This is a genomic window from uncultured Parabacteroides sp. (genome assembly GCF_905196875.1).
Taxonomy (GTDB): Bacteria; Bacteroidota; Bacteroidia; order Bacteroidales; family Tannerellaceae; genus Parabacteroides.
The window spans coordinates 24302-43491 of record NZ_CAJJWO010000044.1; the positions used below are offsets into that span (position 1 = coordinate 24302).

Consider the following 19190-nt stretch of genomic DNA (forward strand, 5'->3'; position numbering starts at 1 on the left):
TCTGTGTTCCTCCTTCGCAGGAGTACTGGCAGATGAACTTTATTTTATTACTTTAGTATTAAACTGTCACTTGTTCGCCCTCGCGGGGTAATTGGCCGATGGCCGCGTGACAGATTATTTTTGATTTAAAAAATTTCTTATTTTACGATTGCTTTAACAGCTGCTTCACCGATTTTCAAACTATCCCCGAAATTTGCCTGAAAAGTAGGTTATTTTCTCTTTTTCCAGCCATCTGTCGGCTACTACTACGGAGGCAGTTTAAACGATCTGGTATCTGCCGCCAATCATCTGCCGGGTAAAGGGAAATACATACCGAAGTAATCTTTGTTCGACACAGGTCAAACAGCTGTTCGACGAGTGTCAGACAGCTGTCCCATATGGGTCGGACAGCTGTCCCAGCACTGTCAAACATAAATTAAGTGAGGACTCAGCAAGAATAGGAAGCATGTAAAGAATATCAGAAGGAAGGAGAACAACAACAACACAAAGGTAATTGGTACTTACCCGTTTGCCGATAGATTGTCATCGTTATCCATAAACAACACCTTCTTCAGCTTCTGATACAGGAAGGACAGGACAAGCAGGATAATCCCCAGCATGATAAAGACAATGATCTTTCCGATCGTAGGCAGCAACCACAAATCGACAATGACCAACTTTAGAAGGACAACGCCAAAGACTGCCAGGCTAATCATACGCAGAATCTTCAGATGCAAACGCATACCAAACGACATTTGAATAAAGCCCGCAATACTCAGGGAAATGGAAAGGGCTGCACTCGATTCATTCTGTAAACCGGAAAGATACAGCATATTATGCACAGCAACTACCCATAGTATAGTTGAAGCAATTGCAATAAACGAAGTCATCAGGTTCGCCCTTTTCTGACGAAAATCGAAAGAACGGTAATACCATTTTCCAAGAAGAAACAGATGGATCACTACAATAACGAGGGACGTCCACTGCAAAATAAACAGGGAAGAATCACCATACTCGTTGGCAACCCGCGAAAGCTGGATAAACAAACAGCCGGAAAGCCCCGCTGCCACCGCGTAAACGGCAGAGAACCGCTCCATCGGAAAACGCTTCCTCAACCCTATCAACAGTAATAATAGAGAAAAGCCTGTAAAAGCCAGACAAGAACAACAGCTCAACGGCCAGTACGCTATATTACGGTAGAAATCTACAATAAACGAAAGATATACCACACTACAGGCTACCAGTAACGAAATCACACTAAAAGGAATATATTTCAGGCTTGCCGCCCCGGCAAACAGCTCTTTCTCCCGTTCCATCAACCAGGCAAACAAGCCAAAAGCCAACCCGGTAAAGATCCCGGTAGCAAAAGTACCGTTCAGCAACAAAGGCTGAACAAGACCTTCTGATAAGGCATTCTCCACATCTATCAGGAAAGAAATGATTGTCAGAAAAAGAAGAGCTAAAGCAAAATACTCGTAAACAGTCTGCCGGAACTTTGTGAAAAACCACAGGACAGCAACCATTTCGGTAGCCCAAAGCAGCGTAATGAAACTGCCTTCCAATTGGATAGGTATACTTATCGAAATAAAGGTCAGAAACATACCAGTCAATGCGGTAAACAGATAACCTGTATCCGGCTTTCTCCGACGTATGGCAAAAGCAAGAGATACGTTAACCAAAGCAATAAACAGGGTGAATGCACCTTTGATATTATAAGGCAACTGCAACTCATGGAGATACCATAAAGCAAAATAAAGATATATGAAATTATTCAATACAACAATCATCATCAGTGGCTGATTCGCTTTCTTATTATCCGTACGCAACACAGAAACGACAGGCAGCAGGAATATCAGATAAAACAAGGTAGAGAAAAGTAACAGATGGATCAATTGTCCGCTTCCGGCAATATCCAGGTCAGCCACCAGTGAATATCCCAGCATGATCACATAAGTAGCCACAAAACCGATAACAGGTAACTCACCCCATTTTTTATACAACGACAAACCGAACATACCCAGATTCAAAATTGTCAGATAAATAAACAGAACCAGATAATTCCCCATCCCGTTACTGACCAGGAAAGGAGCGATAAAGCCCCCCACCAGACCTATAATAGCCAGTTCACGCCGGTTGTAAACCACCGAAAGCAAGGACATCAACACCGTCAGTACCACCAATATAACAAACGCAACAGTCTGGCTGAATAAACCGTAATAATGATAAGCCATCGCCACCGTTACATAAAAAATAGCAAAAGCGCCACCCGCCAGCAGGGAACTGAATGTACGATAAGTGTTCTTCAGCCTTTGCGACACCACCAGCAAGCCACCGCCGACCACAAAGCCCAGGATCGTACGGAATACTTCATTTATCCAATCCTTATCGATCGCATATTTAACAAACAATCCCATCCCGACTACAAGGACTAGGATACCGATCTTTCCGAATAAATTCTCTCCGATATATTTTTCGTAATCGACTTTCTTTTTCTCTTTGACCAACCCGAACGGTTTGATCACAGGCTGCGGAACGACTTTCTTCTTTTCCGGCAGAGGGATAACTTCTGCTTCATTCGGTTCGTCTTCCGGCTCCGGTTTTACTTCCACTATACTTACAGGTTCTTCCGTGACAGGTTCAACCGCAACCTCTTCCGTCACCACAGTCGTACTTGTCTCCGATTGCCGTTTTATCTCTTCCAACTGAGATTCCACAAACTTCTTCAGACTATAAATATCTTTCCGGAGAGCATCTGTATGAGCATTCATCTTGCTTATATGAGAATATAGGCTGACCCACACGACAACGATCAGTACGACTAGTAGAAATTCCATAACGTTATATTTAAAGATCGCAACTAAGATACGGTTTTTTTTGGATTACAGGCAATCAATGATCGCCCTTTGCTTTTCAAAAAATAAGATACGCTGTTTCTCTCCACTGACAGAGATCATCGTCGATGACTTCAATAGCGACTGCATCCAGTTGTAAAAGATCTCATACGCCCTCTCGTCCAACGAAATAACCGAATTCAGGATAAAAGCACGGATCATACTGATACGCAGGTTCTTGGTTTCCAGATAACTGTAACTGGCATCAAAATTAATATTGGATATATAGAGTTGGATCGGATTACCGGTCTCGCTATATGTTCCCCTCGAAGCAAGAATCTCCAACCTATTAAGAAAATGTTGTAACTCTTGTTTTATCGAACAGACATCCTCTGTGTCGATCAGCCGGATACTGCTGTAATACTGGAGGTCATTTACTATATACTGGAAGATCAAAGGGTCCCACACGTAAGTAGTATTCTTTATATGTTTGGACTCGATAGCTGTTACGCGCTGGACCGCCAACAATTTCTCTGCTGATTCAATATCCCGGAAATGGACAGTCCTGTCCGAATGGCCATACTGGTTATACCATTTGAACAAATAAAAACGGGTGATATGTGTGTAATCGAGCAGAAAGATGGTTGGCAGAACATTCATACATTCCACATTACAGGAGGCCGGATCTTCCCTTGCTTCCTTCAGTCGTTCGTTGTACAATCCCCACATCCTGTAATCGTCTTCAATCGGATCGACATACTCCACCAGACTCAACTGGTAAGGACGGCTTTTAGCCGAGTTTGTTCCGACCAGATTATCCAACGAGATCCCTAATTTATTGGAGATCGCCGCAATCTCCGCGAAGGAGAAAGCCACATCGCCCCTCATACGACGATAAACAGCCTCTCTCTCCAGGCGCAGTAATTCAACCAATGTATTAGTCAAGGTAGCTTTGTGCGGTATCTTCTCTCTGATTGCGCCAACGAATTTTTCGTGAATCAGGTTTTTACTCATAACAACAATTTTAATGATCGTCAGTAGACAAAAATAATAAAAATAAAGATACGGTTCCTATCCGTTGCAATTTTGACTACTTTTGTGCGTATTTACAAATAATCAATAATATGCATGATCTTTGCTGTATAGGGCACATCACGTTAGACAAGATAGTGACCCCCAAAAATACCGTACACATGGCGGGAGGAACCGCATTTTACTTCTCGCATGCGATCAAACACTTCAACGATATAGATTACACATTGATAACCGCGCTTGCCGAATCTGAAATGAAGGAGGTCGACAGACTGCGGTCTGAAGGAATCGACGTCGCCGTAATGCCCAGCAAACATTCCGTTTATTTCGAAAACATCTATGGAGAAAATCAGGATAACCGTACACAACGGGTATTGGCTAAAGCCGATCCTTTCACCATCGATTACCTGAAAGAGGTGGAAGCAAAAATATTCCACCTGGGCAGCTTGTTGGCAGACGACTTTTCATTGGATGTAGTAAAATACATGGCTAACAAAGGGTTTGTCTCGGCCGACTCGCAAGGTTATTTACGGGAAGTGAGGGATAAAAATGTATACGCTACCGACTGGGTCGGAAAAGAAGAAGCACTGAAATATATCCATTTCCTGAAAGCCAATGAACTAGAGATGGTCGCACTGACCGGATACTCTGATGTTGCCAGTGCTGCTAAGCAGCTATATGCTTGGGGAGTAAAAGAGGTGCTGATCACTTTAGGCAGTCTGGGATCTGTCATTTACGACGGACAGGCATTCCATAAGATACCGGCTTATAAGCCGAGAGAAGTTGTCGACGCCACCGGCTGTGGCGACACTTACATGACCGGCTACCTGTATCAACGTGCCAAAGGTGCCGGGATAGAAGAAGCAGGCTGTTTCGCTGCTGCCATGTCGACCATTAAGATCGAAGCATCAGGTCCTTTCAACGGAGCCAAGGAAGATGTCATCCGTTGCATGGAAACAGCAGAACAACGTTTGCCGGAAATTTAAATTTAGAAAATTGTGAAGCAATTTTCGAGTAGGGGCGGTTCGTGAACCGCCCGATAATACCGAATCATTTAAAAGCTTTACTGAACGTAGTCATCAACAAGATACATAGACCTAAAAGACCTACCACCATATAGGCATATTCCATATTGAATGCCTGCGAAATAGCACCAATAAGTAGCGGGGCGATCAGTGAGCCTATAAAGCTGATACTCGACAGAATAGTCAGAGCAATACCGACCGGTGTTTTGGACTTTGCACCGACCAAGCTATAAATTGTAGGCACCATACTGGAAATACCCAATCCTACCAACATGAAACCGAAAGAGTTTACGATCACCTTCAATACCATCGAATCAAACGAACTTCCCAGTAGAGCCGATATAAAGAATCCAAGAAAAATAAAAGCACCGGACAACTGCAATACCCGCTGTTTACCTAATATCCGGTACGCATAATTAGCCAGGAAACGACCTACGGTCATCATCACCATAAATACCAGAAATCCGATCTGTAACGATTTCGGTACCCGCAATACCGACTCAAAGTACACTCCGCTCCAGTCAAACATCGCACTTTCCACGATCAAGGCAAATAAACCTACCAAACCGAGTTTGATAAGCAGCATCTCGGGACGTTTGATATATTGCCATTTCTCCGACTTATCTTCTTTTACAACTTCCTCCTCGACCTTCACCTGCTCCATATCTTCCTGCAAGTAACTCCGGCTAGACATCGTTATAAGAAGGATTATCACGGCAATCATCGTAAAATGCCAGAAAGGAGTAATACCGAAAACGATCATAATAAAACCAATCAGAGCTCCCAGACAGGCTGCCAGGCTCCATCCTCCGTGAAAAGAAGCCATGATCGTCCGCCCATAAAGACGTTCGATCCCGATCCCCTGCGTATTCAACGAGATATCGCATAAATTCCAGAATACGCCAAAGGAGAAAAGACATGCTCCCAACATATAGATATTCACGGCAGATCCGATAGCAAAAAGGGAAACGGCATATCCCATAATACTCACCTGCACCATGATACGGCTTCCCAGTTTCGACACCAGGTAACCCGCCAGTGGAATAGCTATGAATTTTCCAACCGGGATCATAAACAACACCATTCCCCAATAGAGCGCATCATTGACTGTGAATAGTTCTTTAATATCGGGAATACGACTCGCCCAACTAGAGAAACAAAGTCCCTGGGCAAGAAAAAAGGAAAGAACAGCATAACGTATATGTTCCTTCGGATAAGTAGCGAGGTTATTAAGATTCATTTTGTCAAATGTTTTGAACAAATAAAAATAGGTATATTTTCTTTATTTCGGTAATTTTTCCTTTACGAAGCCGGGGAAGATGTAAAAGCAGATGCAGATTCTTCTGGCAACGTAAACCAGAAGGTCGAACCTTTCCCTTCTTCAGATACCACCCCGATCTCTCCTCCCAAAGACTGTACAATAGACTGGCAAATAGATAGTCCTAACCCTGTGCCCTGGATGAAAGAATCGAACTTGGCAAACCGGTCAAAAACGTTTGCCAAGTTCCTTGCCGCAATCCCTTTACCGGTGTCCGTAACAAAAAAGCGCAAACCACCGTCGATATGCTCATACCCTATCCGGATCGAACCCGTAAACGTAAACTTACAGGCGTTACTCATAAAGTTGGAAAGTACCTGGATCAGGCGGTTTCTTTCCGAATATATTATATAGGATACATCCGGTATCTCGCAGATCAGTTGTACCCCTTCTTTGGTCCGGCTCTTATAAACCTGCTCCAGGTCACGAATGATTACAGGGAGATCCACCTCCGAATAATTAAAGTCGAGTTGTCCGGCTTCGATCTTCGACAAGTCCAGAATGTCATTGACCAGTTGCAGCAACAATTCATTGTTCGTTTCAATGATCCGGCAGTATTCCTCTACCTCATCCGGATCTTCTGCCATGGTTATCAGATTAGAGAAGCCGACAATTGCATTAAGCGGCGTACGGATCTCATGGCTCATATTGGCAAGAAAAGCACTTTTCAAACGGTTGGATTCTTCCGCTTTATCACGCAGGCGGATCAGTTCATTCGTCATCTTCAGGTCGGTTATATCACGACGGATACCCAGGATACGCGACACACGCCCCTGATCGTCATGTTCATACGATACTGCTTGCAACTCAAACCACCGCTCTTCCTGCTCGGGGAAAGCGATACGTGCCTGGATATCCATGACCTTATCACTGCCATTAATCAGATCGGCCAGTCCATCCTTTACCAGTTCCACATCTTCCGGATGCACATACGACAGATAATTAGCTTCCGAGATCACCCTTCTACCTTCATTTGTCAGATATCCTTGTGTATAGAAGGTACGTTCGACCACACTAAACTCCCAGGGTATGATCTGTGCAGCGTCGATCGTAAACTCCAGTTTAAGTTTATTCTGCTCCATCTCATGTTCTTTCTTCCGTACCTCCGTCGTATCGACAAGGATAGCGACGATATAACACCGCCCGTTACTATCCATCAATTTCGACTTGGTCGTTACGCCCCAACGGAAGCCAGTACCGGAAAGCTCGTTCATAAAAACACGGTCGAAAGAGATCGGGTGGTCACTATTCAACACCAGCTCATCCTCTTTCCTATATTTTTCAGCATTCGGATCATCCACCTCAAAGTCATTTTTTCCCAGCATGAACCTGCGGTCTCCCTGGTAGAATTCATTCACTTTAGTATTATAGAACAGATACCGGTAGTTGTCAGACACATCCTTTACAAAAAGTCCGACAGGTAAATTATCCACGATCGACTGCAGGAAAGTTTTCCACTTCAATATTTCTTCCTCCGCAGTAACCTGAGGAGTAACATCATGAATAAAGCAGATAACCCCTTCGTCGGCAAACGGAGCCGAATGGGCATTCATATAATAAGTAGTCTCAACACCAGACACCTCGTAACTGAACGAAATAGTTTTCCCCGTTTTCCGGGTTTTACCGATATTACAACCTATTATCCGGGAAGCATCGGCATGTGCCGGATACCTTTCTGCCACATCACTCATTGTTATACCGATCAGGTTCTCTTTCTTAATACCCAGCAATATTCCCTCCTGCGGATTTATGATATCCACAATCTTTAATTCCCGATCGTATACCAGAACCATACTAGGCATCGCCTCCAGCAACTGCATCATTTTCCTGTTCGCCGCCTCATAACTTTTTTCTTTTTTACGCCGATAATAAAAGATGGTAAAAAACAGGATAAACATAAATACGAGTAATGAGAGTATCAGTATGATCTCTAACGAGTGTTCGCACCAAAGGCCAGATTCTGCAGTGTCCTCCGACAAACAATGGAAAGAAACAGCCTCCTTTCCCCACAATACAGTAGAAAACAAAAACAAGCCACCCAAAAAGAATCTATACCTTATACTCGTCTCCCGGCCAAACAATGCCATAAACTTATTAATTTCTTTGTAGGCTGCAAATATACTCAGAAAAAAAGAAAAAGAAAATACGTTTATCATTGATTTATAGCCAGTTTTATCAAAAACAATAAGAATATACTTTGCCGGGAAATACAGACCCTTGAATGGACGCTTAAAAAAGATGGTTTAAAACGCTTCAAATAAAAATCTTATTTCTTTTTTCAATTATTATTTGATTTCGATGCAGCCTTTTGCCAACTCCTTTCATCTAATTAGTCGTACATAATTTATTAACATTAAAATAATAAGAAAGATGAAGAAGACGTTGAAATGGTCGCTTGTGATGATGTTAGCAGTATTTGGTTTAACTTTTGCTTCTTGTAGTGATGATGACGATGAGACCCCAACAGTACCGACAGTAGAAGAAGTTGTTGGAGAGTACAGTGGTAAAATGACTTATGCAATAGCTAAGGCTGCTGCATCAGAAGAAGTTCCGGGTACGACATTGGATCTGACAGTGAAGAATGATTCTATCAACTTTGACAAATTTCCTTTCGAAGCATTAGTAAAAGCAATTATCCCTAATGAAGAAGCGGCTAATGGCATTATTGCACAAGTTAAAGAAGTGAAATACAAAGTCGGTTACAAAGCAAAAATGAATGCTGCCAACGATTCTGTATACTTGACATTAGATCCTAAGCCACTAGCAATCGCTTTAGGTGAAAACATGGCTGTCAGTGTAACAATCACTGCAGCAAACGAAGGCTCTTATGCCGTTAATAAAAAGAATCTGAAGTTCAACCTTACAGCTACTGAAGCTAAATTAGGTGATACAAATGCTCTTCCGGCTCCGATTGTTCTGTCATTCGACATGACAAAGAAGTAATTTAGAAATATTACAACCTATATAAAGAAAGGAGAATGTTCTCGATATGAGACATTCTCCTTCTGTTTTATCTAACTCTTCACACTCTCAAGAGCAGAAAGAGAACTTTATTATTTACAATTCTCCAAAATCTGTTTAGCCACAGCTCCCGTTACATTTCCGGCATCACCATAAGCGACATTGGCTGCATTGAAGCGGCGCTCGATTTCAGCAATTGTTTCTTCGCCGATGTTTTCTTCCCCCAGACGGGTAGACAATCCCAGGCTACGGAAGAACTCTTCAGTCTTCTGAATAGCCTGATCGACACGTTCGTCAACCGAGCCTTCCGTGATACCCCAGACACGTTCGCCATACTGAAGGATCTTATCCTGTTTCTGCTGGCGGAGAGTACGCAGAGTTCCTGGGAAAACAATCACTAAAGTAGCGCCATGTGTCAGACCATGTAAAGCAGTCAGTTCATGACCGATCATGTGAGTAGCCCAGTCCTGTGTAACGCCCATGGCTATAAAGCCATTCAACGCCATAGTGGCTGAAAGCATAAAGTCGGCCATTACATTATAATCATGTTGATTCGCTTTGATCTTAGGAGCGATCTCAATAATAGTACTCAGGATACTTTCAGCCCAGCGATCCATCAGACGAGATTGTCCGGTCGTAGTCATATATTGTTCCATTACATGCACGAACGTATCAGCCAGACCGCAAGCGATCTGATGAGCCGGCAACGTAAAGGTCGTTTCCGGATCAAGTATGGAGAAGACCGGGAAATTGCTATAAAACGGATACTTCTCTTTCGTTTCATAGCGAGAGATCACTGCCCCGTTATTCATTTCTGATCCCGTAGCCGGCAAGGTAAGCACAGCTCCCATCGGAATCGTATCTTTGGCTGCTCCTCTTTTTACCAGATCCCAGGCATCACCGTCATACAATAAACCGGCAGAGATCAGCTTAGTCCCATCGAGGACCGATCCGCCGCCCACAGCCAATAGAAAGTCCACATTCTTTTCCTTACCTAAAGCGATCGCCTTACGCAAAGTCTCGATGGAAGGGTTCGGTTCGATTCCCCAGAACTCTACATACTCCCGTCCTTCCAAAGCTTTTACTACCTGGTCGTATACGCCGTTTTTCTTTACGCTGCCGCCACCGAAAGTAATCATGATGCGCTTACCGGCGGGAATAGCCTTGCTCAATTCCGCAATCATTCCTTTACCGAAGATCAGTCGGGTAGGATTCTGAAACTTGAAGTTGTTCATAGCTCTATAATTTTTCTTTTAAATACTTTCCTGTATACGATTCCGGACACATAGCCACTTCCTCCGGTGTTCCGGCACAAACCAGATAACCACCGGCGTTACCACCTTCCGGACCTAAGTCTACCAGATAGTCGGCACATTTGATCACGTCCATGTTATGTTCGATGATCACAACCGTATGTCCTTTATCGATCAAGGCATTAAATGCTTTCAATAATGTTTTTATATCGTGGAAGTGCAGTCCGGTGGTCGGTTCGTCGAACACGAACAAGGTCGGTTGCTGCTTTTCCTGTCCCAAGTAATAAGCCAGTTTCACACGCTGGTTCTCACCGCCGGAAAGCGTAGAAGACGTTTGTCCCAGTTTGATATAACCCAGACCGACATCCTGCAACGGTTTCAGTTTCTTGACAATCTTCTTTTCCTGTGAGCCGGGATACTGTTCGAAGAATTCGATCGCCTGGTTCACCGTCATTTCCAACATATCATAGATGTTTGCCCCATGATATTCCACATCGAGCACATCCTGTTTGAAACGTTTGCCGTGACAAGTTTCGCACTCGAGCGTGATATCCGCCATAAACTGCATCTCGACAGTGATCCGGCCATCGCCCTTACACTCCTCACAGCGTCCTCCTTCTTTATTAAAAGAGAAATATGCAGATGTATAACCCATTTGCTTGGCCAAAGGTTGTTCGCCGAACAACTTACGGATCTCGTCATAAGCACCGATATAGGTCACGGGATTAGAACGGGAGCTCTTACCGATCGAATTCTGGTCGACAAACTCGATACCCTGGATCAGATTCATATCCCCGCTCAATCCGGAACAATCCACCATCAGGCGGGCGGCATCATCCAGATAATGCTTCACTCCTTCATAAAAGATATCACGGACAAGCGAACTCTTACCGGAACCGCTGACACCCGTTACCACCGTCATCACATTCAGCGGAAACTTCACATCGATCCCTTTCAGGTTATTCTTACGGGCCCCTTTTACCTCTATATAATTATTCCATAACCGCCGGAAAGCAGGAACCTCTATCTTATCCTCCCCGGTCAGGTAACGGACGGTATGACTGTTACTACTGGTCTGCAGGTTGTTCACATCCCCCTGATAAACCACTTCGCCACCCAGACGGCCGGCTTTCGGACCGATATCGATAATATAATCGGCTGCACGGATAATATCTTCGTCATGTTCCACCACAACCACCGTATTCCCCAGCGACTGCAACTGCCGCAACACCTTCACGAGCAGATCGGTATCCCGAGAATGCAGACCGATACTCGGCTCATCCAATATATATAAAGAACCTACCAGGCTACTACCCAATGAAGTGGCCAGGTTGATACGCTGGCTTTCACCTCCGGAAAGAGAAGCCGACAGACGGTCGAGCGACAAATACCCCAGCCCTACATCCAACAGGAACTGCAGGCGATTCATGATCTCCGTCAACAGACGCTTTGCTACGGCAGCATCCGTTTCATCCAGTTGCAGGTTATCGAAAAATGCTTTGGCATCCGTAATAGGCAAAGTCACCAGTTCGGCAATATTCTTCCCGCCTACCTTTACATACAAGGCTTCCGGTTTCAGGCGGGCACCCTTGCAGGACGGACAGGTCGTTTTACCCCGGTAACGGGCCTGCATCACCCGGTACTGTATCTTATATAAGTTCTCTTCTACGAATTTAAAGAAGTCGTCGATGCCGTGTAGTCCCCTGGCACCATGCCACAAGAGGTCTTTCTCCTTTTGTGTCAGATCGTAATACGGACGGTGAATCGGGAAGTTATATTTTTCACTCTTGGCAATAAACTCCTTCAACCATTCTCCCATCACTTCACCTTTCCAACAGACTACCGCACCCTGATAAACCGACAGGCTCTTATCGGGCACCACCAGGTTCTCATCTATCCCGAGCACCTTACCGAATCCTTCGCAGACCGGACAAGCCCCTAACGGATTATTGAAGCTGAACATCATATCCGTCGGCTCGATAAAGGTGATACCGTCCGCCTCGAACTTCTTCGAGTATTCCTTCACGACCGTACCTTCGGCCGCATAGATACGGATGATACAAGTATCGTGTCCTTCGAAGAAAGCCGTTTCCGCCGAATCGGCCAGACGACTCTTCAACGTCTTATCGTCCGAAACGGTCAGACGGTCTACCAACAGTTCGATAGACGGAGAAGCCAATAACGACTCGTCTGCCAGCACTTCCGCCATACGGTAAGCCGTATCGTCGATCGACAAACGGGTATATCCTTCTTTCTGCAGGATCTCCAGTTGTTCTTTCATATTTCGTCCCTCGGGCAACACCACCGGGGCGAATACGGCAAAACGCGTTCCGTCGGGATAAGACAAAACCTCTTTGACAATATCTTTCACCTGGTGCTTCTTCACCTCCAGCCCGGAAACAGGCGAGATCGTCTTTCCGATACGGGCGAAGAGCAGTCGCAGGTATTCATAAATTTCCGTGGATGTACCCACCGTCGAACGGGGATTACGGGTGTTCACCTTCTGTTCGATCGCGATAGCAGGCGGAATACCTTTAATATAGTCACACTCCGGCTTGCTCATACGTCCCAGGAACTGGCGGGCATAAGCCGAAAGGCTTTCCACATACCGGCGCTGACCTTCGGCGTATAAGGTATCAAAAGCGAGCGAAGACTTTCCACTGCCGGATAATCCGGTGATGACGACCAACTTGTCGCGTGGGATCTCTACATCAATGTTCTTCAGGTTATTGACACGAGCCCCCTTGATAAATATAGAATTATTTTCAGACATAAATCTTTCCCTAATAAAGGATACAAAAATAGCAAAAAGAAATGTATCTTTGCCACAAGATTTGATAATGTGTTACAATAATCCCAAACCAACGAAAATTCATGAAGATCCAATATATCCGCCTGCTGCTGGCCATACTCCTATGTGCCGTAACGTCTTGTTCGACAACCAGACAGATATCAACTCAAAAAACAGAAGGAAAAGATAAACGGGAATTCAGGGGAGCCTGGATACAAACCGCATTTCAAGGGGAATACAAGGATATGACTCCCGCTCAACTCCGCAAAGACTTCGTTCGCAAACTCAACTACCTGCAGGCTTGTGGCATTAATGCCATCATTTTCCAGGTACGCCCGGAAGCCGATGCTTTTTATAAATCGGATATCGAACCCTGGAGCCGTTTCTATACAGGCGAACAGGGTGTAGCCCCGGCCGGAAACTTCGACGTGATGGCCTTCCTGATAGAAGAGTGCCACAAACGGAACATGGAATTTCATGCCTGGCTCAACCCTTACCGGGCAAGCACGGCCGGAAATACCCGTTTCGCCGATTCACATATCTATCACAAACACCCGGAGTGGTTCGTTACCTATAATAAACAGATCCTGTTCGACCCGGGATTGCCCGACAGTCGCCAGTTCATCTGTAAGGTGGTACGCGATATCGTAAGCCGTTACGACGTAGATGCCATCCATATGGACGACTACTTCTATCCCTATCCCGCAGCAGGAATGCCTTTCCCAGACGACGACAGTTTCCGGAAATATGGCCTGAATAAAGGATACACCTCTGCCCAACGGGGCGACTGGCGCCGTGAGAACGTAAACACGCTGATCCGCGAACTGAAACGGACCATCCTGCTTACCAAACCCTGGGTACGTTTCGGCATCAGCCCCTTCGGTATCTACCGGAACAAAAAAAGTACACCCGACGGCTCAGGCAGTAACACCAACGGCCTGCAAAACTACGACGATCTCTACGCCGATGTACTCCACTGGGTGAAAGAAGGCTGGATCGACTATAACATGCCACAGATATACTGGGAAATCGGGCACCCGGCAGCCGACTATATCACCCTGATCCAATGGTGGAATAAGAATGCGACACCCGAAGGTACACATCTTTATATAGGACAAGACGTCGCCCGTACCATGAAAGCCGACCAGCTGACCCGCAAAATGCTTTACGAACGTTCGCTCTCGAAAGTAAAAGGCAACTGTTTCTGGCCTGCCAACGAGATCCTATGGAACAACAAAGGCGTAGCCGACAGCCTGAAAAGAAACTATCACCGTTACCCGGCCCTGATCCCGGCTTATAGCCACATGCATAACCGCGCCCCGCAGGAAGTAAAAAAACTGAAAGCGGAATGGACAGCCGAGGGTTATAAACTGCACTGGCAAGCCGAACAAAGCCCTACAAATCCGGAACTTGCTTCTTATTTTGTAGTTTACCGTTTTGAGAATAAAGAACCGGTCGACCTGACTAACCCAGCCAAAATCGTAAAAATAACCCGGGAGGCAAGTTATTTAATGCCTTATAACAATGGAAAGCAAAAATATCACTATATTGTGACCGCTGTCGATCGTTTTCACAACGAAAGTTCAGGGAAGAGTAAAAAAGTTAAGTTATAAGACTTTAGGGCAATATGTTCTCACAAGATCTGAGATATACCAAATTCACGGATTGTGCCTCCTGTCCCGAATACAGGAAGCAAATCTTTAAATATCGTTCTTATCCGAAGGGGATAATAATTCCCCAGGAAAAATGCATGCAGAATACACTCTATTTTCTGCTGAAAGGAACCGTTGAAGTAAACAGTGAAGAACATCCCCACACTATCATCAGTGACGGCCAGTTCATCCTGCAACCGATCGGCTCGAAGGTGGAGTTCAAAGTCCTCGAAGCCGTAGAATGTATCCTGTATCTGTTCGAACGCCCGATCAACGTCTGCAACGAGCGTTTCAACAAAGGAGCAAGCATAGCCGAGACTTCCCGCCCCGAGGCCATCGTGATGGAAATGTGTCCGCCGTTGCGCTATTTCGTGGAAGGAGTAAGAATGTACCTGAACGACGACCTGTTGTGTGCCGGCTTCCTGCAGGCCAAACGGACAGAGTTGGTCTACCTGCTCAACTGCTACTATACATTAAAAGATCTTGCTGCGTTCTACTCACCGATCTACCGTTACAGCAAAAGCTTCCGTTACTTCGTTATGCAAAATTATATGAAGGCAAAGGATGTGGAAGCCTTCGCCCAATTGGGAGGGTACAGCACGCCAACCTTCCGCCGCCTGTTTAAAGAAACGTTCGGTGAACCGGCCTACCAGTGGATGCTGAAAAAGAAATGTGAAGACATCCAGAACGACCTAACCACCACCGAAATGTCTATTTCCGAGATCAGTTATAAATACGGTTTCGAGTCGCTGTCCAACTTCTCCCACTTCTGCCGGGCTAACTTTGGGCAGTCACCCCGTTCAATGCGTACTACAAAAGGCGAAAACCAGTAAAAATCAACGGTTATTGCATTTTTTACAACTTATTGAATAGAAAAAGCAATATTTTGCCTGTTTTTTCCCGATATATTTGCGTCATCAAAGAACATTAATTGATATTCAACGCATATTTACAGGATGAAGACTAAAGAGGCTGGTTGCTCATGTGGAATAGTAGTCTGCATATTTTTGATCATTACATGCTTCATAAAATGCAGTTCGAAAGATGAGTCAGAAAAGACATCCTACGGTTTCATTTCGTATTCGTTGAAATGGGAACAGGCCATGAGCGGCTACAAAACTCCCCAGAAATTACGTTATTGCTTTTATCCTCTGGAAAAGGGAGCCATGACACAGATCGAAGGCGATGCCGACGGTTTGAAGTTTACCCTACCTCCGGATAAATACCGTTTACTGATCTTCAACTGCGATGCAGATAATATTCAGTTCCGCAATATGGAGTCATTCGAAACGGCAGAAGCATACATCCCGGAGACAAAAGCATCCGGAAGCGTAACATCGGGACGTACTCCTTTATATGGGATAGCCATTAATGATCTGAAAGTGGAGGCCGACGAAGGCACACAGAACAAACGTGAGTTTAGTCCGACTCCATTGATCCGCGAAGTAACGCTCGACATAAAAGTCGACGGTATGGAACATATAAAAGACTGCAAAGGAGCGTTATCGGGCGTACCATCAGCTTTCAGCTTAAGCAAGCTGGAGATCGTACCGGATAAAACCACCACGGTTAACTTTGAAACAACAACTTCAGCGGAAGGTGTAAACACTAAAGTATTGATATTAGGCACCGCTCCGAAAAAAGGAGAAACCCCTCCCCCTACCCCTGCAAACGAGGTAAAGCTGGATTTCACCCTCACTGACGGCAGTACCACTTCCGCCACAATCGATTTAGGAGAATCGATAGGTAAGACGGAAGGCAACAACGTAAATGTAGACGTATCCGTAACGGTAGAAAAGACCGCTTCCTTCACTGTTAAAATCAACAACTGGGAAGTCTCTGCCGGCGACAACATGGTCATTGAATAAAACACTATTAGAAACAAATAAAGTGCAAACAATTTAAATTTGATAAGTATGAAAACATTAGTATTAAGTATGATTTCAATTGCTGCAACTGTTGCAGCAATGACCGCTTGTACAAGCGAGAGTAATGAGATAGACGACATTACAAAAAATGCAAAGGTGGAGATTAATGCTACCGCTGGAATTGGAGAAATTATAACCAAAACCGCAGGTGTAGTAAATCAAGGAGAAGCAATGGATGATATAGGATTTGTTAGAGTTGACAAAGCTGATGTTATATCAGATTGGGCCACTGAAACACTATCAGATATTCCCGCAACAATGGTGGCTGGAGGAGCAATAACTTTTACTCCTACACAATACTTTGATTCACAAAAGACTGTTTATACAAACATGATAGGCTATCACCCTAAAGCTAGTTTTACAAGAACACAAAACACTATTGCTTATCAGATAACAGGCCAAGAAGACATTATGTGTACGGATCCCGTAAGGACAAATAAAGAGGCGGTTAATATGAGTTTCGGTTTTGAACATTTACTTACTCAATTCTCTTTTCTTATAAAAGCAGAGAATGCTGAAGTTGCTAAAGCTTGGGGTAATGTAGAATCCATTGATTTAATCAACCAGAAGACAAACGCCACATTGACATTGGATACTAAAGATCTTGTTTTCAAAACTCCGGCAACAGGAACAATTTCTGTAGGATCAACTGCTACTCCTTTCAAGGCTAATGATGTTACACAAACAGTTCCGTTTGGTTCACCTATTATGGTCGAAGCTGGTCTAAGTGAATATAAAGTAAATGTCAAAACAGCAAATAATTTAACAGGCGTAGATATCACACTTTCTGTTACAAATGCAGTTGTTAGCACTTCATATGTTATAACACTGACATTCCAGGGAACAACAATTGTCCCAGCTGCAACAATTGGTGAATGGAAGCAAGAAACAGGAACAGGTGAAGTTAAATAAAATTTTAAACTAAAACCTGTTTGCTAAAACGAACAGGTTTTAGTTTATCACTAATTAATAATAACCATCATGAAAGCTCAATCCTCATACCTACTAACACTCCTATTCATCCTATGCGGATGCAGTAGCGAAGTTGCCGAGGAAGCTGATAAGATTATAGAGAAACCCGTCCCTATTCTTATCACTACCCCTAAGCAGATTGATGTAAACAGCAAAGCGGTTGTTGATGCTTTCACTTCTGATAATATCTCTAATATCAGAATATACAGAACAAGTGAGACAGACAATTCATATCCCAATGGTATATCTCCCTATAACAACTCGCTGAATTCCGAATTAGAGTTCGAATCTCCACTTGTTTATCCGGTAGACGGTAGCAACGTTAGCATATACAGTTTCTACCCTTCAAACATACAAAATATTTACCAATCAACCGCAACAAACGAAATTGCCTTTTCCATAACAGGACAAGAAGATTTAATGTATGCTTCTGCTCCGGCAGGAAATAAAAGCAACCCTATTGCTGTCAACTTAACCTTCGACCATAAACTGGCACAAATCAAATTTAAACTTAAAAATAACACCATAGACACATTAGAACGAAAAGAGCCTGTCAGTATCATCGCGACCGGCCCCAACTCCGGAACAATGAATCTCATAAACGGGGAATTATATATATCATCCGCAACGACAGAGACATTTGAGCTTACTACTCATTTAACCTTTGATCAATTAACCCTTAATACAGAAACGGAAATATCAGGAGAATTATTACTATTTCCCCAAAGCGAATATAGCTTTTCTTTATTAATAGGAGATAATTATTACCCTGTTACTTTCGACCAGAAAACAACAAAATCCTGGCAGGAAAGCTCGGTCTATACCTTGACCATTTGTATCAACTCATTAAGCAATCCTATGACAACACCTGTCATAAAAGAAGATATATAATATGACAAACAAAAGATATTTCATAATAACCTTACTCATTCTCATATTCGGTTGTAATAGCGACAACGATGTTCCCCAAAATGAGACAGCAGTACCAAATGCAAGATCTGCGTAAAAACGTTCTTTGATTTCATTTTCGTCGTTCTCGATAGCTGTTAATTCTTTTTTTGTATCTTCATCAAAATAAGGATTAGAAACACCCGTGTCAATCACCTTTTGCTCCGTATCACAAGCCCAGACAAGAGTAATAATTCCCCATAATAGCCATATCTTTCTCATAAACCAAACTTATTTTTCATGATTCAACAAATTCATTTACAAACGTCGATGCCAATACGCATTTTGCCGAAGCAAGGGATTCCGGTTGAAAGCACCGGAACCGATCATCAAAAACAAAGCACCATCTTTCAAATCCTGATTAGTTACCGTCCGGAAATTCCCTCTCAACTCTGTCCGGACATAATCATTCCGGATAATATCATAATAGCGTTGCCCCTCCAGCAACAACTCCTTCTCCCGTTCTTTAAAAATGGCATATCTCAGGTCTCCCCCATACT

At 43.9% G+C, this 19190-nt stretch carries 15 protein-coding genes; 7 read left to right on the top strand and 8 right to left on the bottom strand.

Annotation, left to right across the window (positions count from 1 at the left end; translation table 11 throughout):
• Nucleotides 1-500: 500 nt before the first annotated feature.
• Both QZ076_RS14555 and QZ076_RS14560 read right to left on the bottom strand, forming a co-directional pair.
• The gene (locus QZ076_RS14555) at nucleotides 501-2813 is read right to left on the bottom strand and encodes a DUF2339 domain-containing protein (protein WP_293714217.1); all 2313 of its coding nucleotides are present in this window, start codon (nucleotides 2811-2813) and stop codon (nucleotides 501-503) included.
• A gap of 45 nt (nucleotides 2814-2858) precedes the next feature.
• Entirely contained in the window at nucleotides 2859-3824 is a 966-nt protein-coding gene (locus QZ076_RS14560; protein ID WP_293714219.1) for a helix-turn-helix domain-containing protein, read from the bottom strand.
• Nucleotides 3825-3934: 110 nt separating this feature from the next.
• Between QZ076_RS14560 and QZ076_RS14565 the strand changes: the two genes are divergently transcribed.
• Nucleotides 3935-4828 (top strand): PfkB family carbohydrate kinase, encoded by an 894-nt coding sequence (locus QZ076_RS14565; RefSeq protein WP_293714221.1) that lies wholly within the window; start codon nucleotides 3935-3937, stop codon nucleotides 4826-4828.
• Between the two features lie 64 nt (nucleotides 4829-4892).
• Here the strand turns inward: QZ076_RS14565 and QZ076_RS14570 are convergent, their stop codons facing one another.
• Nucleotides 4893-6107, bottom strand: a complete 1215-nt coding sequence (locus QZ076_RS14570; protein ID WP_293714223.1) for an MFS transporter — start codon at nucleotides 6105-6107, stop codon at nucleotides 4893-4895.
• A 62-nt stretch (nucleotides 6108-6169) separates the two neighbouring features.
• The gene (locus QZ076_RS14575) at nucleotides 6170-8341 is read right to left on the bottom strand and encodes an ATP-binding protein (RefSeq protein WP_293714225.1); all 2172 of its coding nucleotides are present in this window, start codon (nucleotides 8339-8341) and stop codon (nucleotides 6170-6172) included.
• Between the two features lie 214 nt (nucleotides 8342-8555).
• Here QZ076_RS14575 and QZ076_RS14580 point away from each other — a divergent pair, with 214 nt between their 5' ends.
• A complete protein-coding gene (locus QZ076_RS14580) occupies nucleotides 8556-9128 on the top strand; it encodes a DUF4840 domain-containing protein (protein ID WP_293714227.1) in 573 nt (190 codons plus the stop codon).
• A gap of 110 nt (nucleotides 9129-9238) precedes the next feature.
• Here QZ076_RS14580 and QZ076_RS14585 read toward each other — a convergent pair whose 3' ends face one another.
• Nucleotides 9239-10381: an iron-containing alcohol dehydrogenase gene (locus tag QZ076_RS14585; protein ID WP_293714229.1), complete on the bottom strand. Its 1143-nt coding sequence runs from the start codon at nucleotides 10379-10381 to the stop codon at nucleotides 9239-9241.
• A gap of 4 nt (nucleotides 10382-10385) precedes the next feature.
• Nucleotides 10386-13172 (bottom strand): excinuclease ABC subunit UvrA, encoded by a 2787-nt coding sequence (gene uvrA / locus QZ076_RS14590; RefSeq protein WP_293714232.1) that lies wholly within the window; start codon nucleotides 13170-13172, stop codon nucleotides 10386-10388.
• A gap of 101 nt (nucleotides 13173-13273) precedes the next feature.
• Between uvrA and QZ076_RS14595 the strand changes: the two genes are divergently transcribed.
• The 5 genes from QZ076_RS14595 to QZ076_RS14615 all read left to right on the top strand — a co-directional run bounded on the left by QZ076_RS14595 (nucleotide 13274) and on the right by QZ076_RS14615 (nucleotide 18633).
• Nucleotides 13274-14803 (top strand): family 10 glycosylhydrolase, encoded by a 1530-nt coding sequence (locus QZ076_RS14595; protein ID WP_293714234.1) that lies wholly within the window; start codon nucleotides 13274-13276, stop codon nucleotides 14801-14803.
• A gap of 14 nt (nucleotides 14804-14817) precedes the next feature.
• The gene (locus tag QZ076_RS14600; RefSeq protein ID WP_293714236.1) at nucleotides 14818-15675 is read left to right on the top strand and encodes an AraC family transcriptional regulator; all 858 of its coding nucleotides are present in this window, start codon (nucleotides 14818-14820) and stop codon (nucleotides 15673-15675) included.
• A gap of 123 nt (nucleotides 15676-15798) precedes the next feature.
• A complete protein-coding gene (locus tag QZ076_RS14605; RefSeq protein ID WP_293714238.1) occupies nucleotides 15799-16710 on the top strand; it encodes a DUF5119 domain-containing protein in 912 nt (303 codons plus the stop codon).
• 48 nt (nucleotides 16711-16758) lie between these two features.
• Nucleotides 16759-17682, top strand: coding sequence for a hypothetical protein (locus tag QZ076_RS14610; protein ID WP_293714240.1), 924 nt, complete (start codon nucleotides 16759-16761; stop codon nucleotides 17680-17682).
• 69 nt (nucleotides 17683-17751) lie between these two features.
• Nucleotides 17752-18633, top strand: a complete 882-nt coding sequence (locus QZ076_RS14615; RefSeq protein ID WP_293714242.1) for a fimbrillin family protein — start codon at nucleotides 17752-17754, stop codon at nucleotides 18631-18633.
• Here the strand turns inward: QZ076_RS14615 and QZ076_RS14620 are convergent.
• Complete coding sequence (locus QZ076_RS14620) at nucleotides 18589-18912, bottom strand: hypothetical protein (protein WP_293714244.1); 324 nt, start codon at nucleotides 18910-18912, stop codon at nucleotides 18589-18591. The two genes, QZ076_RS14615 and QZ076_RS14620, sit on opposite strands and share 45 nt — an antisense overlap.
• 36 nt (nucleotides 18913-18948) lie before the next feature.
• The coding region (locus QZ076_RS14625) for a RagB/SusD family nutrient uptake outer membrane protein (RefSeq protein ID WP_293714246.1) at nucleotides 18949-19190 on the bottom strand (242 nt) is incomplete at its 5' end.